This is a genomic window from Streptomyces sp. NPDC002779 (genome assembly GCF_042888685.1).
Taxonomy (GTDB): Bacteria; Actinomycetota; Actinomycetes; order Streptomycetales; family Streptomycetaceae; genus Streptomyces.
The window spans coordinates 637305-654869 of the sequence record NZ_JBIAQC010000003.1; the positions used below are offsets into that span (position 1 = coordinate 637305).

The window sequence follows — 17565 nt, forward strand, 5'->3', positions numbered from 1 at the left end:
CGATGAAAGGAAATCCGGTGGCACAGAAGGTTCAGGTCCTTCTTGTCGACGACCTCGACGGTGGCGAGGCGGACGAGACCGTGACGTTCGCGCTGGACGGCAAGACGTACGAGATCGACCTCACGACCGCCAATGCGGACAAGCTCCGTGGCCTTCTCGAGCCTTACGTGAAGGGTGGTCGGCGTACCGGAGGCCGTGCTTCGGGTGGGCGTGGAAAGGCACGTGCCGCGTCCGGCGGCAGCCAGGACACCGCCCAGATCCGTGCCTGGGCGAAGGAGAACGGCTACGACGTCAACGACCGCGGCCGTGTTCCCGCGTCCATTCGCGAGGCTTACGAGAAGGCCAACGGCTGAGCGCACAAGCGCCGCAGCCGCAGCCGGTGGCACTGGGTGGCCACCGTGTCCAGCAGTCGTACGAGATCGGGGGCGCCCCCACCGCCCCCCAAGGCCGACAGCGTCGGCAGCGAGGCCTCGACCTCGCGCCCCGGCTCGGGGGGCCGCAGCCAGACAGCGGCCCCCTGCGGCGTGCCGGCGTGGCCCCGGGACGGCCGCCTGTCGGTTGCCCCCGCCCCACCGGGTTCCGGCGCCTCTATGACGCCGCCCTCGCCGGTCACCGTGAGATCGAGGGCGAGCCCGCCCCACTCCAGCCAGGCCAGCACCCCGGGCAGCTCCTCCGCGCTGCCCGCGGCCACCAGCAGCCGCATCCGGTCGCCCCGCATCGCCACCGGAGAACCCGGCGCCAGATGACGCAGCGCCGCGCGGCCCGCCTCGGCCGGCACGTCCAGGACGTCGAAGCGCTCGCCCAGCCGCAGCCCCAGCGGGCTCCCGGGCACTGTCGGCCACCCCAGTTCGTTCTCGTACCACCGGCGGACCTGATCGCTCGGATCGAGCGGCCGGCGGGGGGACGGGACCGTGGTGACCGGGCGGGGGGTGCCAACCATGCCAAGTGCAACCGTCCGAAGAGCGTCCGGGTTACGCTGGGTGGTCTTGCGAATGCACAGAGTGCCGATGGAGGGGGCGTGCGGGGGTGCGCGGAGGAGCGAGGTTGTTCGCCCGTAGCGGAGGGAACGGGTCTGCGCGGCATGGACTGTCGGTGCCTGCGGGTAAGACATCCCTAGTGGGAGGGGGCGACACGCAGGACCGGGCGTCTCACGTTCGCCATCGGCGTACTGGCGAAGCGGGTAACTGCCTGGCCTGCGGGAACATCGTCTCGCACCATCGGGTTGGAGGAGATGTCGGCGTTAGCGGGGTCAGGAGGCCATCGACGGTGTCGGCAGTTGGAATGAGCGGTCCCCGCTTGCGGGACTAAGCTGCGGAAGGACAGGGAGGGGAAGTTCCCCCCACTGCCTGACCGCTCTGAGGAGCGATTAACGATGTTCGAGAGGTTCACCGACCGCGCGCGGCGGGTTGTCGTCCTGGCTCAGGAAGAAGCCCGGATGCTCAACCACAACTACATCGGCACCGAGCACATCCTCCTGGGCCTGATCCACGAGGGTGAGGGTGTCGCCGCCAAGGCCCTTGAGAGCCTCGGGATTTCGCTCGAGGCGGTCCGCCAGCAGGTGGAGGAGATCATCGGCCAGGGCCAGCAGGCCCCGTCCGGGCACATCCCCTTCACCCCCCGTGCCAAGAAGGTCCTGGAGCTTTCGCTCCGCGAGGCTCTTCAGCTGGGCCACAACTACATCGGCACGGAGCACATCCTGCTCGGCCTGATCCGCGAGGGCGAGGGCGTCGCCGCCCAGGTCCTCGTCAAGCTGGGCGCAGATCTCAACCGGGTGCGGCAGCAGGTCATCCAGCTGCTCTCCGGCTACTCCGGGGGCAAGGAGGCCGCCACGGCGGGCGGCCCGGCCGAGGGCACGCCCTCGACCTCCCTGGTCCTCGACCAGTTCGGCCGCAATCTCACCCAGGCGGCCCGCGAATCCAAGCTCGACCCGGTCATCGGGCGCGAGAAGGAGATCGAGCGGGTCATGCAGGTGCTGTCCCGCCGGACCAAGAACAACCCGGTCCTGATCGGTGAGCCCGGTGTCGGCAAGACCGCCGTCGTCGAGGGCCTCGCCCAGGCCATCGTCAAGGGCGAGGTGCCCGAGACCCTCAAGGACAAGCACCTCTACACCCTGGACCTCGGCGCCCTGGTCGCCGGCTCCCGCTACCGCGGTGACTTCGAGGAGCGCCTGAAGAAGGTGCTCAAGGAGATCCGCACCCGCGGCGACATCATCCTGTTCATCGACGAGCTCCACACCCTGGTGGGTGCGGGTGCCGCCGAGGGCGCGATCGACGCCGCCAGCATCCTCAAGCCGATGCTGGCCCGCGGTGAGCTCCAGACCATCGGTGCCACCACGCTCGACGAGTACCGCAAGCACCTGGAGAAGGACGCGGCCCTGGAGCGCCGCTTCCAGCCCATCCAGGTCGCCGAGCCGTCGCTGCCGCACACGATCGAGATCCTCAAGGGTCTGCGTGACCGGTACGAGGCGCACCACCGCGTCTCCATCACCGACGAGGCGCTGGTCCAGGCCGCCACCCTGGCCGACCGGTACATCTCGGACCGCTTCCTGCCGGACAAGGCGATCGACCTGATCGACGAGGCCGGTTCCCGGATGCGCATCCGCCGGATGACCGCGCCGCCGGACCTGCGCGAGTTCGACGAGAAGATCGCCGGGGTCCGCCGGGACAAGGAGTCCGCGATCGACTCGCAGGACTTCGAGAAGGCCGCCTCCCTGCGTGACAAGGAGAAGCAGCTCCTCGCCGCGAAGGCCAAGCGGGAGAAGGAGTGGAAGGCCGGCGACATGGACGTCGTCGCCGAGGTCGACGGCGAGCTGATCGCCGAGGTCCTCGCGACCGCCACCGGCATCCCGGTCTTCAAGCTGACCGAGGAGGAGTCCTCGCGTCTGCTCCGCATGGAGGACGAGCTCCACAAGCGGGTCATCGGCCAGGTCGACGCCGTCAAGGCGCTGTCGAAGGCGATCCGTCGTACCCGTGCGGGTCTGAAGGACCCCAAGCGTCCCGGTGGCTCGTTCATCTTCGCCGGCCCCTCCGGTGTCGGTAAGACCGAGCTGTCCAAGGCGCTCGCCGAGTTCCTCTTCGGCGACGAGGACGCGCTGATCTCCCTCGACATGTCGGAGTTCAGCGAGAAGCACACGGTCTCCCGGCTCTTCGGTTCGCCCCCCGGCTACGTGGGCTACGAAGAGGGCGGCCAGCTGACCGAGAAGGTCCGCCGCAAGCCGTTCTCCGTGGTCCTCTTCGACGAGGTCGAGAAGGCCCACCCGGACATCTTCAACTCGCTGCTGCAGATCCTGGAGGACGGTCGGCTGACCGACTCCCAGGGCCGGGTCGTGGACTTCAAGAACACGGTCATCATCATGACGACCAACCTCGGCACCCGGGACATCTCCAAGGGCTTCAACCTGGGCTTCGCGGCCTCGGGCGACAAGAAGACCAACTACGAGCGCATGAAGAACAAGGTCTCGGACGAGCTCAAGCAGCACTTCCGGCCCGAGTTCCTCAACCGCGTCGACGACGTGGTCGTCTTCCCGCAGCTGACCCAGGCCGACATCCTCGCGATCGTCGACCTGATGATCGGCAAGGTGGACGAGCGCCTGAAGGACCGGGACATGGGCATCGAGCTCTCCCAGTCCGCCAAGGAGCTGCTCTCCAGGAAGGGTTACGACCCGGTGCTGGGTGCGCGTCCGCTGCGCCGCACCATCCAGCGCGAGATCGAGGACACGCTGTCGGAGAAGATCCTCTTCGGCGAGCTGCGCCCCGGTCACATCGTGGTCGTGGACACCGAGGGCGAGGGCGAGACCCAGACCTTCACCTTCCGCGGTGAGGAGAAGTCGGCGCTGCCCGACGTCCCGCCGATCGAGCAGGCGGCCGGCGGTGCCGGGCCCAACCTGAGCAAGGAGGCCTAGCCGCCGCGCTGGGCTTGAACCAAAGGGGCTGCCCCGGGACCTCGTCCTGGGGCAGCCCCTTTTCATGCCGTCGCTCAGGACAGCTGGCCGTCGTAGTCCGGCAACTTGTACGTCTTCTCGGCGTGGCCGCCCGAGAGGTCGGTGGAGCTGTTGCCGATGTTCGCGATGATCGTGTAGCCCTTGTTCTCGATGTCGACGCGCTGGGCCGTCTTGTAGTCGCCGACGTTCCTGAACAGGTCGAGGAAGCCGCGGACGTAGAGTCCGGCGACCTTGTAGCCGCGGTACTTGAGGTTGTAGTCCGTGACCGACTGGATGATCCCCGGGCGGGCGGTCACGAAGAACAGGGCGACGCCGTGCTCCTGCGCGTACTTGGCGACCTCCAGGACCGGCTTGTTGGCCGGCTGGGGGTAGCTGAAGCCGAAGTCGGTCTCCAGGCTGGTGTTGTCTATGTCGAGCACGATCGCCTGCTTCTCGCCCGGCCTGGGGTTCGCGATCCGCTGCTGCAGCTGGGGCAGTGCCTGGTTCATCACCAGCCGGCAGTCCTTCTGCCAGGTGTCGTAGTCGACGTCCGCGGTGGCGGCGGCGGTGGCGACGGTCGGGGTGCCGGTGCTCGTCGCGGCCTGCGCGGGTACGGCGAAAGCCACCAGGGCGGCGGCGGAGGCGGCGGTGGCACCTGTGCGGAGCGCCCAGGGGCGTCGGGTGGTCATGTGGGTGGGGGTCCCTTCGCGTACGGCCGGCATGTCGTGTGCATGTTCGTGCGAGCGGGTGGCGCGAGGGGAACCGTAGGGTTACTGGACGGTAGGTGGCTAGAGGCGTGCGCGTCACACGACGCGGCGGATCCGTTCGAAGGACGGGGTCACCGGGAGGGGGGCGAGGACGGCCGGGGGGATCTCGGTGACGTCCGGGGCGTAGACGACGGTGACCGAGCGCAGGTCGGGGAACCGGTCCGGGACGGCTGACAGATCCTCGGTGCCCTGGAGGTTGTTGAGGCGGAGGTGGGTGACCCCCGGCAGGGGCGGGCCCTGCCAGCCGCCGTTGTGCTGCCAGTCGATGTGCAGATGCCGCAACTCCGGGAGCCGGGCGATCTCCTCGTGGTCGGCGGGGGAGAGCGCGGAGGTCAGCTTGGCGAGGCTCAGCCGCTTCAGCGAGCGGAAGTGACGCAGGCCGCGCAGGCCGGTCAGCTCCAGAGCGTGCTTGGTGAAGCGCAGGTAGCGCAGTCCCAGGTCCCGCGGCAGCGCCTCGTCGAGGGAGGCGCCCTCCAGCAGGACACCGAGGTCGAGCTGGTCCAGCGTCGGCGAGCCGGCGAGGACGGACAGGTCGAGGCCCCGGGGCAGCAGGTCCAGGGAGAGCCAGATCAGCGGGAGACGGGCCACCGCGGACAGACTCTCCAGGTGGGAGCATCTGCTCACGTCCAGATAGCTCAGCCGGTGCAGGCCCGCCAGGCACCTCAGATCACGCAGCTCGTCATTGGCACGCAGGACGAGTTCGGTCGTGGCCTCCGGGACGAGCCCGGCGCCGATCTCGTCCGCCGCGATACCGCCGACGAGCTGGACCGAAGGCCTGCCGCCCAACTGCCTCAGAAAACGCAGCTGTTCGGCCGAGCGTGCGGTGAAGAACAGCTCCTCCTGCCGGAGATGCGCGACGATCTCCTCGCCGTACCGGCGCGTGGCGAACCGGGACCAGCTCCAGGAGAGCTGGGCGCGTACGTCGAGCCCCGGATGGCTCCGGAACCGGGCCAGCACCGGCAGTGCCGCCTCCGTGCCGATGAGGGACGCCGTGACGACGACCGCCCGCGCCTCCTCCTCGTCCAGCCCCTCCGGGCCGGGCAGCAGCTCCAGGACGAGCGGTCCTACGGAGGCCAGGGCGCGGGCTTCCTCCGTGGTGCGGGGCGGGATGAGCGAGGCCGCGTTGCGTTCGACCTCCGCCCGCACCCGCGGGTCCAGCTCCGTCGCGTGCTCCAGGGACGCCAGCGCCAGCAGCCGGATCCGCGCGCTCACCGCTCCGTCCGCCCGCTGTGCCGCCGTACTCAAGTCCCGTAGCAGATCCGCCCGTTCGCGTGGGCGCGCATGCGCCACCGCCATCCGGAGCACGTCCGCCCACTGCTCGTCCGCCGCGCCGCGCACCAGCAGTCCGAAGTCGCCGTCCTCCACGGCGGCCTTGGCGCCCAGGTAGTCCTGGAAGGTGCGGTGGACGAACTCCACGGTCCCGGCGGCCGGTTCGCGCAGCAGGCCGCTGCGGACCAGCAGATGGCGCAGGATCTGACCGGCGTCGCCCTGCTCGCCGGCGACCGGCAGGGACGGCAGGACGTCGGCGATGATCCGCTCGGCGCGGTCGCGGTCCAGCTCGGACTGGTTGTTGCGGATCAGCCAGTAGGCGAGCCGCTGCAGCAGCTGGATCTGGGGCAGCTCCGTGAGGAACACTCCGCCCGGTTCCCCGGGCGGGAACATGTCCCGCTCCTCGTCCCGCCGTGCCAGCAGCATCGACAGGGCGGCGTCGTACAACTCCTTGCGGCCGTGCGGGAGATACCCGCGCCGGTCCCGGTGCAGGGCGCAGATCAGTCCGCACATCAGCGGGTTGGTGGCGAGCCGCCCGAGGTCCGGCTTGGTGCGGACGGCGTCGAGCAGGGAGCGCCGGTACCCGTCCAGGCGCTCCGGGTCGGGCGCGTCGATCCGGGCCGCCGCGTGCCAGCGGTCGATGAACGCGGCGACGTCGTCCTGGCTCATCGGGGTGAGCGCCAGCTCCGCGAAGCCGTCCGCGGAGAGCCAGTCCTCGTGCACGGCGGAGGGGCGGGAGGTGACCAGCCACTGGTTGCCGGGGTAGACGTCGAGGAGGTCGCGCAGCCAGCGGCGGGTGCGTTCCCGTTCGCGCTCGGGTATCTCGTCGATGCCGTCGACCAGCAGCAGCCCCCGGCCGGCGGTCAGGACACGGTCGGCCCAGCCGTCCGGCTGGTTCCCGTGGAAGGGGACCTGCACGGCGGACAAGAAGGCGTCGGGCGCCGGGAGGCCCCGGCGGACCAGGGTGCGCAGCGGCAGGACGAACGGGACCCGGTCGCCGCGCTCGCCGCGGGCCGCGGTCACCGCGAGCCACTGCACGAGGGTGGTCTTGCCGGAGCCGGCCACCCCGCGCAGCAGCACCCGGTCGTGTTCCGCGAAGGCCTGTTCGGCTGGGAGGGCGCCGTCGGCGGAGGCGATGTGCAGCCCGCCGGGGCCGGTGGCGCGGTCGTCCTCGGCGGGGCCGAGGGCCTGGAGGCTGAGGTAGGCGGCGTCCAGGGGCCAGCGGTCGGGGGAGTGGGCCAGGTCGATGCCGTAGATCGTGAGCCGGCCGTGCCTGGTGGGGACGTACGACAGATAGCGCCGCTCGAAGGCGGTGTCGGTGCCGCCGGTGGGCGGGGTGCGGGCGATCAGCTCGTCGACCTTGGCGATGAGCTCGCGCTGGCGCCGGGACTGCTCGACCAGGGTGCGGGGGACGAAGGCGGAGCGCTGGGTGAAGAAGTGCACGATGTGCAGGCAGGCGGAGGTGAGCAGGCGGGCGTAGAAGTGACCTGCGTCATAGGAGAGTTCGCGGTCCGGGTGGCCGCTCGCGCGGCGCAGGGCCGTGGCCAGGTGCTCGTGCCCGAGGTCCACCGCCTGCACGTCCGTCATGGCCAGGTCGCCCAGGGCGTACAGGGTGTCGGTGAGGGCGTGCGCGACGGCCTGTTCCTCGTCGGCGCCGATGGGCCGCTCACCGCCCTTGAGGGCCTGGCGGACCAGCTCGGCGGAGAGCTTGTGCAGGGCGGGCCGGTCCAGGGTGCTCCGCTCGCCCCGGAAGGACACCAGCGCCGAGAGCCGGACCGGCCGGTCGACCAGGGCCGCGCCCGGGCCCTCCTTGACGAACAGCTTGCGCACCAGCGGACCGATCAAGCCGGACGCCAGCCTGGCGCCGAGTACTGCCGGGTCCAACCCGCCCTCCCCCGTCGTCACATGAACGCAGGTCAGCGTAGCGCCGGTCACATTCCGGCGTCCCTGGATCTTGGGGCCCGGTGACATGCCGCACAGGCGATTTGTCCGTTACTAGGCGGAGTAGTGGAAAGGTCCGTTCGGGCAAAAAGGACTTTTGGCCCGGAACCTCCACCCCGCTTTTCCAGTCATGGACTGATTCGTCCTGGATGAGAGCTGTGTCAAGAAGGAAGACGGTTTTACGGTCAAGTACTAGCTTGACTCGTAGATGGGGGGTTTGGGCGGGGATGGGCCTCGGCGGTACCAAGGAGTGGCCCCATCCGGCAGCTGTCTGAGCGCCGGGTGGTTCTCATGTCCCCCACCTCACGAGGTTTTCGATGTCCCAGCGCGTCTCCGTCCGTTCTTCCCGTACGTCCACGCTCCGCACTCGCGTCGCCGCCGTGGCCGCCGCCCTGGGGGCGTCGGTCGTGCTGGGGGCCGGAGTCGCCTCGGCCGCGGAGCCCGCCGTCGCCCAGACCGCGAAGACCGCCACGACCGCGAAGGCCGTCGCGACCGCCAAGGCGACCAAGGCGACCAAGGCAGCCAAGGCCGCCTCCTGGGTCAAGCCGGTGAAGAAGTACACGAAGTCGGCGAGCTACGCCCAGAGCGGCGGCATGTGGCAGTCCACCCACAGCGGCCAGGACTTCGCCGTCGCCACCGGCACCCAGGTCTACGCCGCCCGCGGCGGCACCGTGGTCAAGGCCGGTTCCAACGGCGCCGGTGACGGCCCGGCCTACGGCAACGCCGTCGTCATCAAGCACGGCAACGGCACGTACTCCCAGTACGCCCACCTGTCGAAGATCCAGGTCAAGGCCGGCCAGATCGTCAAGACCGGCCAGCGCATCGCCCTGTCCGGCAACACCGGCAACTCCAGCGGCCCGCACCTGCACTTCGAGATCCGTACGACCGCCAACTACGGCACGGCCGTCGACCCGGTGGCCTTCCTGCGCGCCAAGGGCCTGTCGCTCTAACCCCGCGTGCTTCCGCGATGGGCCTGGATCACCAGGTCCATCGCCACCTCCAGAACGGCCTCGCGCTTGTCCTCGGGATCCGCGTCGAGGTCCTGGAGGAAGAACATCCCGGCGTGCAGGGCGAAGATCGCGCTGACGTAGCGGACCTGCTCGACCAGCGGGGCGTCGGGGTCGATGATGATCTCCCGCAGGCCCTTCATGCGCTCCTTGAAGGTCTCGCCGACGCGCAGCTCCCGTACCGTCGCCTGGTTCTCCTGCATGAAGCGGAACAGCGGGGCCGCGTCGGTCAGGGCGTCGTTGTAGCGCCGTACGATCTCCTGCTTGGTCTCCAGGGTGTGCGGCTGGCCCTTGCCCCACTCGATCAGGTCCAGGATCGGCCGGGTCAGATCGTCGTAGATGCTGACCAGGATCTCTTCCTTGGTCTTGAAGTGGTAGTAGAGCGCCGCCTTGGTGACGTCGAGATGCTCGGCGATCTCCCGCAGCGAGGTCTTCTCGTACCCCTGCTCGGCGAAGAGCGCGAGCGCCACGTCCTGGATGCGCTGGCGGGTGTTGCCGCGGCGCCCCTGCTTGGTGCCATCCGTGCCGCCCATGCCGCCCATCCTCGTACTCCTCGACGCTTGGCAAAAACTTACTTGACGCCCGGCTAGTTACGCCTCTACTTTCCTGCAGTGTAGACAACTAGCCGGTCGGCAAGTAAGTAGCGGGAGCTGGGGGAGTGGGAGTCATGGCGCAGACACAGGCCGTGGACGCGGTACCGGAGAAACCGGCCAGGAGCGTGCGGGTGGTCCTGCTCGCGCTCATGATCACGATGATGCTGGCGATGCTCGACAACATGATCATCGGTACGGCGATGCCGACGATCGTGGGTGAACTGGGCGGGCTCGAACATCTCTCGTGGGTCGTCACCGCGTACACCCTCGCCACCGCCGCCTCCACCCCGCTGTGGGGCAAGCTCGGTGACATGTACGGGCGCAAGGGCGTCTTCATGGGCTCGATCGTGCTCTTCCTGATCGGCTCCATGCTCAGCGGCATGGCCCAGGACATGGGCCAGCTGATCGGCTTCCGGGCCGTCCAGGGCCTCGGCGCGGGCGGACTCATGGTCGGCGTGATGGCGATCATCGGCGACCTGATCCCGCCCCGCGAGCGCGGCAAGTACCAGGGCATGATGGCCGGCGTCATGGCGCTCGCGATGATCGGCGGACCGCTGGTCGGCGGCACCATCACCGACCACTGGGGCTGGCGCTGGGCCTTCTACATCAACCTCCCCCTCGGCATAGTCGCCCTGCTCGCCATCAGCGCGGTCCTGCACCTGCCGAAGAAGCGGGCGCAGGCGCGGATCGACTATCTGGGCGCCGCGCTGCTGACCGTCGGCATCACCGCGATCGTGCTGGTCACCACCTGGGGCGGCACCGAGTACGCCTGGACGTCCGCGCGGATCATGGAGCTGATCGGCATCGGCGTCGCCGCGCTCGTCGGGTTCGTGTTCTGGCAGACCAAGGCCGCGGAGCCGGTGCTGCCGCTGCACATCTTCCGCAGCCGCAACTTCACGCTGATGTCCGTCATCGGCTTCATTACCGGCTTCGTGATGTTCGGCGCCACGCTCTTCCTGCCGCTGTACCAGCAGTCCGTGCAGGGGGCGTCCGCCACGAACTCCGGGCTGCTGCTCCTGCCGATGCTCGGCGCGATGCTGGTGACCTCGATGGTCGCGGGCCGGGTGACCACCAACACCGGGCGCTACTACGTCTTCCCGGTCGTCGGCAGTGTGCTGATGGTCGTCGGGCTGTACCTGCTGTCCACGATGGACACCGGGACCTCGCGGCTGGTCTCCGGGGTGTTCATGGCCGTGGTCGGTCTCGGCATGGGCTGTCTGATGCAGATCACCATGCTGGTGGCGCAGAACAGCGTGGAGATGAAGGACATGGGCGTCGCGTCCTCCTCCACCACCCTCTTCCGCACCCTCGGCTCCTCCTTCGGCGTCGCGATCATGGGCGCGCTGTTCAACCACCGGGTCGGCGACGTCATGGCCGAACGGGCCGGCTCCCTCGGCTCCCAGGTGACCGAGCAGTCCGCGCAACTGGACGCGGCGAGCCTGGCGAAGCTGCCGGAGGCGGCGCGGGAGGCGTACCAGCACGCGGTGTCCGCGGGCACCCACTCGGCGTTCCTGCTCGGGGCCGTGGTGGCGGTGGTCTCCCTGATCGCCGCGGTCTTCGTGAAGGAGGTCCCGCTGAAGGGGGCGGGCCCGAAGGACGACGCCCCGACGCCGACGGCACCGGTGGCGGAGGCGGTCTGACGCCGCCGGGAGCGGGCGGGGGTGCTCGGGGGCTGGGTTCTGCGGGGGCGTCGGCGGGCGGCGGGGCGGTATCGGCGGGTCGGCGCGGCGGCAGGGGCCGGGTCTGCTCGGCGGCTGGCTTCTACGGCGGTATCGGCGGGTCCGCGCGGTGGCATCGGCAGATCTGCGCGGTGGTATTGGGTTGGGTTCTACGGCGGGGTCGGCCCAGGTGCGTTCGGCGGTGTCGGGTGGGCTTCTGCGGCGGGGTCGGGCGGGTCTGCGCAGCGGCATCCGGTGGCTCCGCTCGGCGTGGCGGGGCAGGTCTACGCGGTGGTATTGGGTTGGGTTCTACGGCGGGGTCGGCCCAGGTGTGCTCGGCGGTGTCGGGTGGGCTTCTGCGGCGGGGTCGGCGGGTCTGCGCAGCGGCATCCGGTGGCTTTGCTCGGCGTGGCGGGGCAGGTCTGCGCAGCGGCATCCGAGAACTCCGCTCGGCGGGCCCGGGCGGGTCTGCGTGGCAGCTCCGACAGCTCCGCTCGGCGGGACCGGTCAGGTGTGCTCGGCGGTGACGGGGCGGCTTCTGCTGCGGCGTCGGCAGGTCCGCGTGGCGGCATCGGGCAGGCCCACGCGGCGGCACCGGGCCGAGTTCTACGGCGGTGCCTGCCAGGTTTCCCCAGTGGCATCCGGTCGGCTCCCGTGGCCGTATCGCTCGGTTTGCCGGGGGCTAACGGCAGCATCTGGTAGCTCCCCGTGTTCGTCCGTATCGCTCGGCTTGCCGGGGGCTAACGGCAGCATCTGGTAGCTCCCCGTGTTCGTCCGTATCGCTCGGCTTGCCGCGGGTTACGGCAGCATCGGGTAGCTCCCCGTGTTCGTCGGTGCGTGTTCCGGGAGCCACAGGACCGCCACCGCCCCCTCCGCCGGTACGTGCTCCGGGGCGCCGGCCGGGCGGATGTTGCGGAAGGTGAGGCGGGCGCCGAGGACCCGGGCCTGGCCGGCCGCGATGGTCAGGCCCAGCCCGTGCCCGCGGCCGGCCCGGTCGCTGCTCCCGGTGCGGAACCGGCTCGGCCCCTCCGCGAGCAGCGCCTCCGGGAACCCGGGGCCGTGGTCGCGGACCCGGATGACCCGCCCCTCGACGGTGACCTCGACCGGCGGTTTGCCGTGCCGGGAGGCGTTGGCGAGGAGGTTGAACAGCACGCGCTCCAGGCGCCGCGGGTCGGTGGTGACCTCCGACTCGTGCACGACGCGGACCTCGGCGTGCGGATCCTTCGCCGCGACCCGTCGGGTGATGAACTCGCCCAGCAGGATGTCCTGCAGCTCCGCCCGCTCCGAGGCGCCGTCGAGCCGGGCCACCTCCAGGACGTCCTCCACCAGCGTGCGCATGGCCTTCGCCCGGTCCAGGACCAGCTCGGTCGGCCGGCCCGGCGGCAGCAGCTCCGCCGCGGTGAGCAGCCCGGTCACCGGGGTACGCAGCTCGTGCGCGATGTCCGCGGTGACCCGCCGCTCCGCCTCCAGCCGCTGCTGGAGCGCGTCCGCCATCGCGTCCACCGCCCGCGCGAGATCGTCCGTCTCGTCCCGGACCACGCCGCCGATCGCGTCCCGCACCCGCACGTCCGGCTCGCCCTGGGCGACCTGCCCCGCCGCGGCCGCCGCCTTGCGCAGCCGGCGCGACATCTGCCCGCCGATCAGCACACCGATCGCGCTGCCACCGAGGACGACCGCGATGGAGCCGATCACCAGGGCCTGGTCGAGGTCGTTGAGGATGTCGGTGCTGCGGTCGGTGAACCCGGTGTGCAGGGACAGCACCCGCCCGTCCTGCACCGGCACGGCCGCCCAGATGTCCGGTCCGCCGTCCGCGTCGGTGACGTACGTCGCCCGCCGCCCCTGCTCGACCTTCTCCCGCAGCGGCTCGGGCAGCCGCCGGTCGTCGACCTTGACGTTCGGGAAGTTCGGGCGCCCGGACAGCTCGTAGTTGCGCTGCGCGATCTGGATCCGCTCGTCGGCGAGATCGCGCGCGTTGTCCAGCATCGACACCCGCGCCGCGTTGTGCACGACCAGGCTGAGCGCGACCGCCACCAGCGCGCCGACCAGCGCGATGGCCGCACTCAGCTTCCACTTCAGCCCGGTACGGATATCGGCCGCGCGCAGATCCGCGCGGCGCCAGGTGATCCCCCGCATTCCCCGCCCCGTTCAGGCCTTGAGCTTGTAGCCGAAGCCGCGGACCGTCTCGATCCGGTCCTGGCCGATCTTCGTGCGCAGCCGCTGCACATGAACGTCGATGACCCGGGTGTCCCCGCCCCAGCCGTAGTCCCACACCCGCTCCAGGAGCTTGTCCCGGGAGAGCACGGTGCCCGGCGCGGAGGAAAACTCCAGCAGCAGCCGCATCTCGGTCGGCGTGAGCGCGACCGTCCGGCCCGCCCGGCGCACCTCCATGCCCTCGGTGTCGATCTCCAGCTCACCGAAGGTCAGCACCCCGCCGGCCGCCGCCGCCCCCGGCTCCTCGCCCCGGTCACCGCCGCTCGCGTGCCCGAACCGGCGCAGCACCGCGCGGATGCGCGCGACCAGCACGGCACCGTCGAACGGCTTGGTGACGTAGTCGTCCGCGCCCGCCTCCAGACCCAGCACGACGTCGATGGAGTCGGCACGCGCCGACAGCATGATCACCGGCACGGTCGACTCGTCCCGGATCCGCCGGCACAGGCTGACGCCGTCCAGTCCGGGCACCATCACGTCCAGCAGGGCGATGTCGGGCCGGTCCGCCCGGAACGCCTCCAGGCCCGACAGGCCGTCGGGCATGGCGGTGACCGCGAAGCCGTCCCGCTCCAGGGCGAGCTGGGTGGCCTCGCGGATGACGTCGTCGTCCTCGACGAACAGAACGTGGGTCTGGTCTGCCATCCCGGTGCTCTCAGTCCTCGTGGTGGTGGGTGTCCTACTAGGAGATCGGTCCGAGCGCCCGATCGGTTCATTCGAGCGCCCGATCGGTTCATCCCGGCCGCGCTCAGGCCTCCGGCACCGGCGAGGGCGCGTCGCCGACGACCGTGCCGTAGTCGTTGTGCCAGAAGTACTCCTGGGCGAAGCGGCCCTGGCGCCAGCGGTACGTGATCACGTTCTCGCCGGACGGACTCGACACCGGGTCGCCCTTCTCGTACACCTGCTTGCTCACCACCAGATCACCGCGGTCGATCTGCGCGTACACCGGCGGTTCCTCCGCCTTGAACACATTCTCGTACGCGCCGTTCTGCTCGCGATACACATACGAGCCGACGCCGACACCGTCTCCGCAGGTCAGGACGTTGACGACGACATCGTCGGCGGTGCCGCCGGTCAGGTCGCCGAAGGACGTGTCGAGGGGGTAGGCGTCGGCGGCGCAGGGCTTGAGGCCGCGCTTGACCTCGGTCGACACCTTCGGGTCCGCCTTGATCAGCCGGACGAGCTCGGTCGCCCCGGGGCGTCCGGCCGCCGACGGCGAGGGCGAGCCCTGCGGGGCCACGGCCGCGCCCGCCACGGCCTCGTCGTGTGCCGGGCCCTCGTCGCGGGCGCCGGTGCCGCCGGTGCCGCAGGCTGAGGTGAAAAGGGCGAGGGCGGCGAACACGGCCACCGCCGTGATCACCGCCTGGGAGGTCCCCCGGGGCCCGGTCGTCCCGGTGGCCGCACTGGCTAGGCCGCGCAACGCTCCCGCTCCTCACGCTCCAGCGCGCGTGCGCCCAGATCGCGGCTCTCCAGCTCCTCGCGGAGCCGGGCGAGCGCCCGGTGCAGCGTGCTCTTGACCGTTCCGGCCGACATGCCGAGGGCGGCGGCCGTCTCCTCCGTGGACATCTGCTCCCAGTGTCGCAGCACGACCACACTGCGCTGCTTGGGGGCGAGCACCTTCAGGACGTCCATCAGCAGGGCGCGGTCCGCGTGCTGCTCGGTGGAGTCGTCGACCGAGGCGTCCGGGAGCTGCTCGGTCGGCACCTCCTCCAGCTTGCGCGCCCGCCACCACTCGGTCCGCGTATTGATCATCACCCGGCGCAGGTAGGCGTCGGCGAGCCGCTTGTCCTCGATGGTCTCCCAGCGGCCGTACGTCCGGGCCAGTGCCGTCTGGAGGAGGTCCTGGGCGTCCACGGGGTCCGGGACCAGCCGGCGCGCGCTGCGCAGCAACGCGTCCTGCCGGGTGCGGACGTACTCCTCGAATTCGAGCACCTCGCCCTGCGCCATGTTGACCGCCTCCGCTTCCCCGTGTACTCGCTGCCGTGCCACCCCGTCGGGCACGGCACTGAAGCTACGGAGGCGTTGTCACGGCGGTGTCCGAAGCAGCCCGCGGCTGGCAATCGGCTGTCCGTCGGTTGTGTAACGGAAGTAGGCCAGGGGTAAAGGAGCGCACTGCATTGGTGTGGTACGGGGTGATTTGTCGGTCGCGTCAGGTCAACGGCAGCCGATACGAACCACCGGGCAGCGGCTCCACCAGACCGTCCGCCACCAGACCGTCCAGCGCCCGGGCGCGCTGTACCGGCTCGTGCCATACGCGGTCCAGGACCGCCTGCGGCACGGGCGCGTGCGCCTCGCGGAGCACGGCGAGCAGCTTGCCGCGGACCTGGCGGTCGGTGCCGGCGTAGGTCTGGCCGCGGCGCGGCGGTCCCTCGTGCTCCGGCTTGCCCGCGAGCCGCCAGGCGCACTGCGCGGCGATCGGGCAGCGGTGGCACGACTCGTTCTTCGCCGTGCACACCAGCGCGCCCAGCTCCATGGAGGCTGCGGCCCAGCGCGCGGCGGTCCGCTCGTCCTCGGGCAGCAGCGCGCGGGCGAGCCTGCGCTCGGCGGCGGTGGTGGCGTTCGGCGGGTACCGCACGCCGGTCACCGCCCGCGCGAAGACGCGACGGACGTTGGTGTCGAGCACCGGGTGCCGCTGCCCGTACGCGAAGGAGGCGACCGCCGCCGCCGTGTACTCGCCGATCCCGGGCAGCGCCAGGAGCTGCGCGTGGTCGGTCGGTACGTCGCCGCCGTGCCGTTCCGTTATCGCGACCGCGGCGCCGTGCAGCCGCAGCGCGCGGCGCGGATAGCCGAGCCGGCCCCAGGCGCGCACGGCCTCGCCGGGGGCCTCGGCGGCCAGGTCGGCGGGGCGCGGCCAGCGGGCGAGCCACTGCTCGTAGACGGGCAGGACCCGGTTCACGGGCGTCTGCTGCAGCATGAACTCGCTGACCATCACCCCCCACGGCCCGGCTTCGGGCCGCCGCCAGGGCAGATCGCGGGCGTGGCCGTCGAACCAGTCGATGACGGGGGTGTGCAGGGGCTCGCCGCCGGGGGAGTCGGAGGGGGCGGCCGGGAGGGCGTCGGGCTTCGTGGGCGCAGTCATGGCCCTACCGATCCTGCCATGCGGGGGCGGGGGCACGGGGGGACCGCCACCCCTTGGAGGTACGGCGGGTCCCGCGGACCGTGATCACGGACGGTGATCGTCGGGCCGGTACCGTAACGTGCTGCGACCGTCGCGCGCCCGACCCCACCAAAGGCCGGGGTGGGTACGGCGGTTGGGGTGACGGTCCGGGATGATGATCCGGAAAAGTTGCGGCCCGGGGCGGCGGGTGGCGCCGGCTAACGCGCCGATCTCTCGTACAGTTTGCGCCGTGGGATCTCTGCGCAATCCGGTCGGGCCGCTTCCCTCCTCCATCTACTGGCGTCGGAGGGCCGTACTGCTGTCCGTGCTCGCCCTGTTGGCGCTGCTGATCGCCTGGGTGCTCGCCTCGGGCGGAGGCGGCGACAACGGCGCCGACGGAGGCAACGGCAAGAATCCCGCACCCTCGACGATCACGCCGGGACCGTCCGGCTCCGGGCCGGCGATCAGCCAAGCCCCGGGCGGGCGGGACGAGTCGGGCGACGAGGAGACCGGCGGGGGGTCGGGATCGGACTCGGGGTCCGGTGACGGTTCCGGCTCCGGATCTGGCTCTGGCTCCGGCGATGCGGCGGGGTCCGGGGACGGGTCGGGTTCCGGTTCCTCCGACGGCAGCGCGGGCGGCGGCTCGACGGGCGGCGGTACCGGCGTGGGGGCGGGCGACGCGCTTCCGGCGGGCTCTTCCCTGCCCAACTGCACTGCGGGCGCAGTGAAGTTGACGGTACGGAGTGTCCGGAACACCTACGGGCCCGGCGAGACGCCGACGCTTCGGCTCACGGCGACCAACTCGTCGGGGAGCGACTGCAAGGTCGATCTGGGCCCGAAGAACGCGGTGGTGACGATCACTCAGGCGGGCGGCGACGAGGAGTACTGGTCCTCGGCGGACTGCCCCAGGACCGCCGGCCACCTGATGTTCCGGGTCGCGGCCGACAGCAGCGTCACCTACGCCGTCAAGTGGGACCGCAAGCCGAGCGCCGATCGGTGCGCCACGCCCCCGGCGGGTTCGGCTGCGGCCGGCACCTACCTGGTGGAAGCGAAGACTCCGGGCTTCGCGAAGGCGCAGACGTCGTTCGTGCTGGCGAAGGACTAGGTCC

At 70.9% G+C, this 17565-nt stretch carries 14 protein-coding genes; 5 read left to right on the forward strand and 9 right to left on the reverse strand.

Annotated features, from left to right (window positions below):
- Window positions 1–17: 17 nt before the first annotated feature.
- Window positions 18–353 carry an Lsr2 family protein gene (locus ACFYW5_RS12840; protein ID WP_389416962.1) on the forward strand — a complete coding sequence of 112 codons (336 nt, stop codon included), beginning with the start codon at window positions 18–20 and terminating at the stop codon, window positions 351–353.
- Here the strand turns inward: ACFYW5_RS12840 and ACFYW5_RS12845 are convergent.
- Window positions 332–940: an SCO3374 family protein gene (locus tag ACFYW5_RS12845; protein ID WP_389416963.1), complete on the reverse strand. Its 609-nt coding sequence runs from the start codon at window positions 938–940 to the stop codon at window positions 332–334. The genes ACFYW5_RS12840 and ACFYW5_RS12845 overlap by 22 nt on opposite strands.
- Window positions 941–1372: 432 nt before the next feature.
- On the opposite strand from ACFYW5_RS12845, the gene ACFYW5_RS12850 reads away from it, so the two are divergent.
- On the forward strand, window positions 1373–3901 hold the full coding sequence (locus tag ACFYW5_RS12850) for an ATP-dependent Clp protease ATP-binding subunit (protein ID WP_250077158.1): 2529 nt from the start codon (window positions 1373–1375) through the stop codon (window positions 3899–3901).
- A gap of 74 nt (window positions 3902–3975) precedes the next feature.
- Here the strand turns inward: ACFYW5_RS12850 and ACFYW5_RS12855 are convergent, their stop codons facing one another.
- Complete coding sequence (locus ACFYW5_RS12855) at window positions 3976–4608, reverse strand: HAD family acid phosphatase (RefSeq protein WP_389416964.1); 633 nt, start codon at window positions 4606–4608, stop codon at window positions 3976–3978.
- Between the two features lie 114 nt (window positions 4609–4722).
- Window positions 4723–7839, reverse strand: a complete 3117-nt coding sequence (locus ACFYW5_RS12860; RefSeq protein WP_389416965.1) for an NACHT domain-containing protein — start codon at window positions 7837–7839, stop codon at window positions 4723–4725.
- A gap of 374 nt (window positions 7840–8213) precedes the next feature.
- Here ACFYW5_RS12860 and ACFYW5_RS12865 point away from each other — a divergent pair, with 374 nt between their 5' ends.
- A complete protein-coding gene (locus ACFYW5_RS12865) occupies window positions 8214–8846 on the forward strand; it encodes a M23 family metallopeptidase (protein ID WP_389416966.1) in 633 nt (210 codons plus the stop codon).
- Here ACFYW5_RS12865 and ACFYW5_RS12870 read toward each other — a convergent pair.
- Window positions 8843–9436, reverse strand: a complete 594-nt coding sequence (locus ACFYW5_RS12870; RefSeq protein WP_389416967.1) for a TetR/AcrR family transcriptional regulator — start codon at window positions 9434–9436, stop codon at window positions 8843–8845. The two genes, ACFYW5_RS12865 and ACFYW5_RS12870, sit on opposite strands and share 4 nt — an antisense overlap.
- 134 nt (window positions 9437–9570) lie before the next feature.
- Between ACFYW5_RS12870 and ACFYW5_RS12875 the strand changes: the two genes are divergently transcribed.
- Window positions 9571–11136 carry an MDR family MFS transporter gene (locus ACFYW5_RS12875; RefSeq protein WP_389416968.1) on the forward strand — a complete coding sequence of 522 codons (1566 nt, stop codon included), beginning with the start codon at window positions 9571–9573 and terminating at the stop codon, window positions 11134–11136.
- Window positions 11137–11952: 816 nt separating this feature from the next.
- On the opposite strand, the gene cseC is transcribed toward ACFYW5_RS12875, so the two are convergent.
- The 5 genes from cseC to ACFYW5_RS12900 form a co-directional block, all read right to left on the reverse strand.
- Window positions 11953–13287, reverse strand: a complete 1335-nt coding sequence (gene cseC / locus ACFYW5_RS12880; protein ID WP_389416969.1) for a two-component system sensor histidine kinase CseC — start codon at window positions 13285–13287, stop codon at window positions 11953–11955.
- Between the two features lie 12 nt (window positions 13288–13299).
- Entirely contained in the window at window positions 13300–14004 is a 705-nt protein-coding gene (gene cseB / locus ACFYW5_RS12885) for a two-component system response regulator CseB (protein ID WP_389416970.1), read from the reverse strand.
- A 103-nt stretch (window positions 14005–14107) separates the two neighbouring features.
- A complete protein-coding gene (locus ACFYW5_RS12890; protein WP_389416971.1) occupies window positions 14108–14779 on the reverse strand; it encodes a hypothetical protein in 672 nt (223 codons plus the stop codon).
- Window positions 14767–15306 (reverse strand): SigE family RNA polymerase sigma factor, encoded by a 540-nt coding sequence (locus tag ACFYW5_RS12895; protein WP_250079574.1) that lies wholly within the window; start codon window positions 15304–15306, stop codon window positions 14767–14769. Before ACFYW5_RS12895 ends, ACFYW5_RS12890 begins: the two co-directional genes overlap by 13 nt.
- A gap of 202 nt (window positions 15307–15508) precedes the next feature.
- Window positions 15509–16438 (reverse strand): A/G-specific adenine glycosylase, encoded by a 930-nt coding sequence (locus ACFYW5_RS12900; RefSeq protein ID WP_389416972.1) that lies wholly within the window; start codon window positions 16436–16438, stop codon window positions 15509–15511.
- A 268-nt stretch (window positions 16439–16706) separates the two neighbouring features.
- Between ACFYW5_RS12900 and ACFYW5_RS12905 the strand changes: the two genes are divergently transcribed.
- Window positions 16707–17561, forward strand: coding sequence for a hypothetical protein (locus ACFYW5_RS12905; RefSeq protein WP_389416973.1), 855 nt, complete (start codon window positions 16707–16709; stop codon window positions 17559–17561).
- Window positions 17562–17565 lie beyond the last annotated feature (4 nt).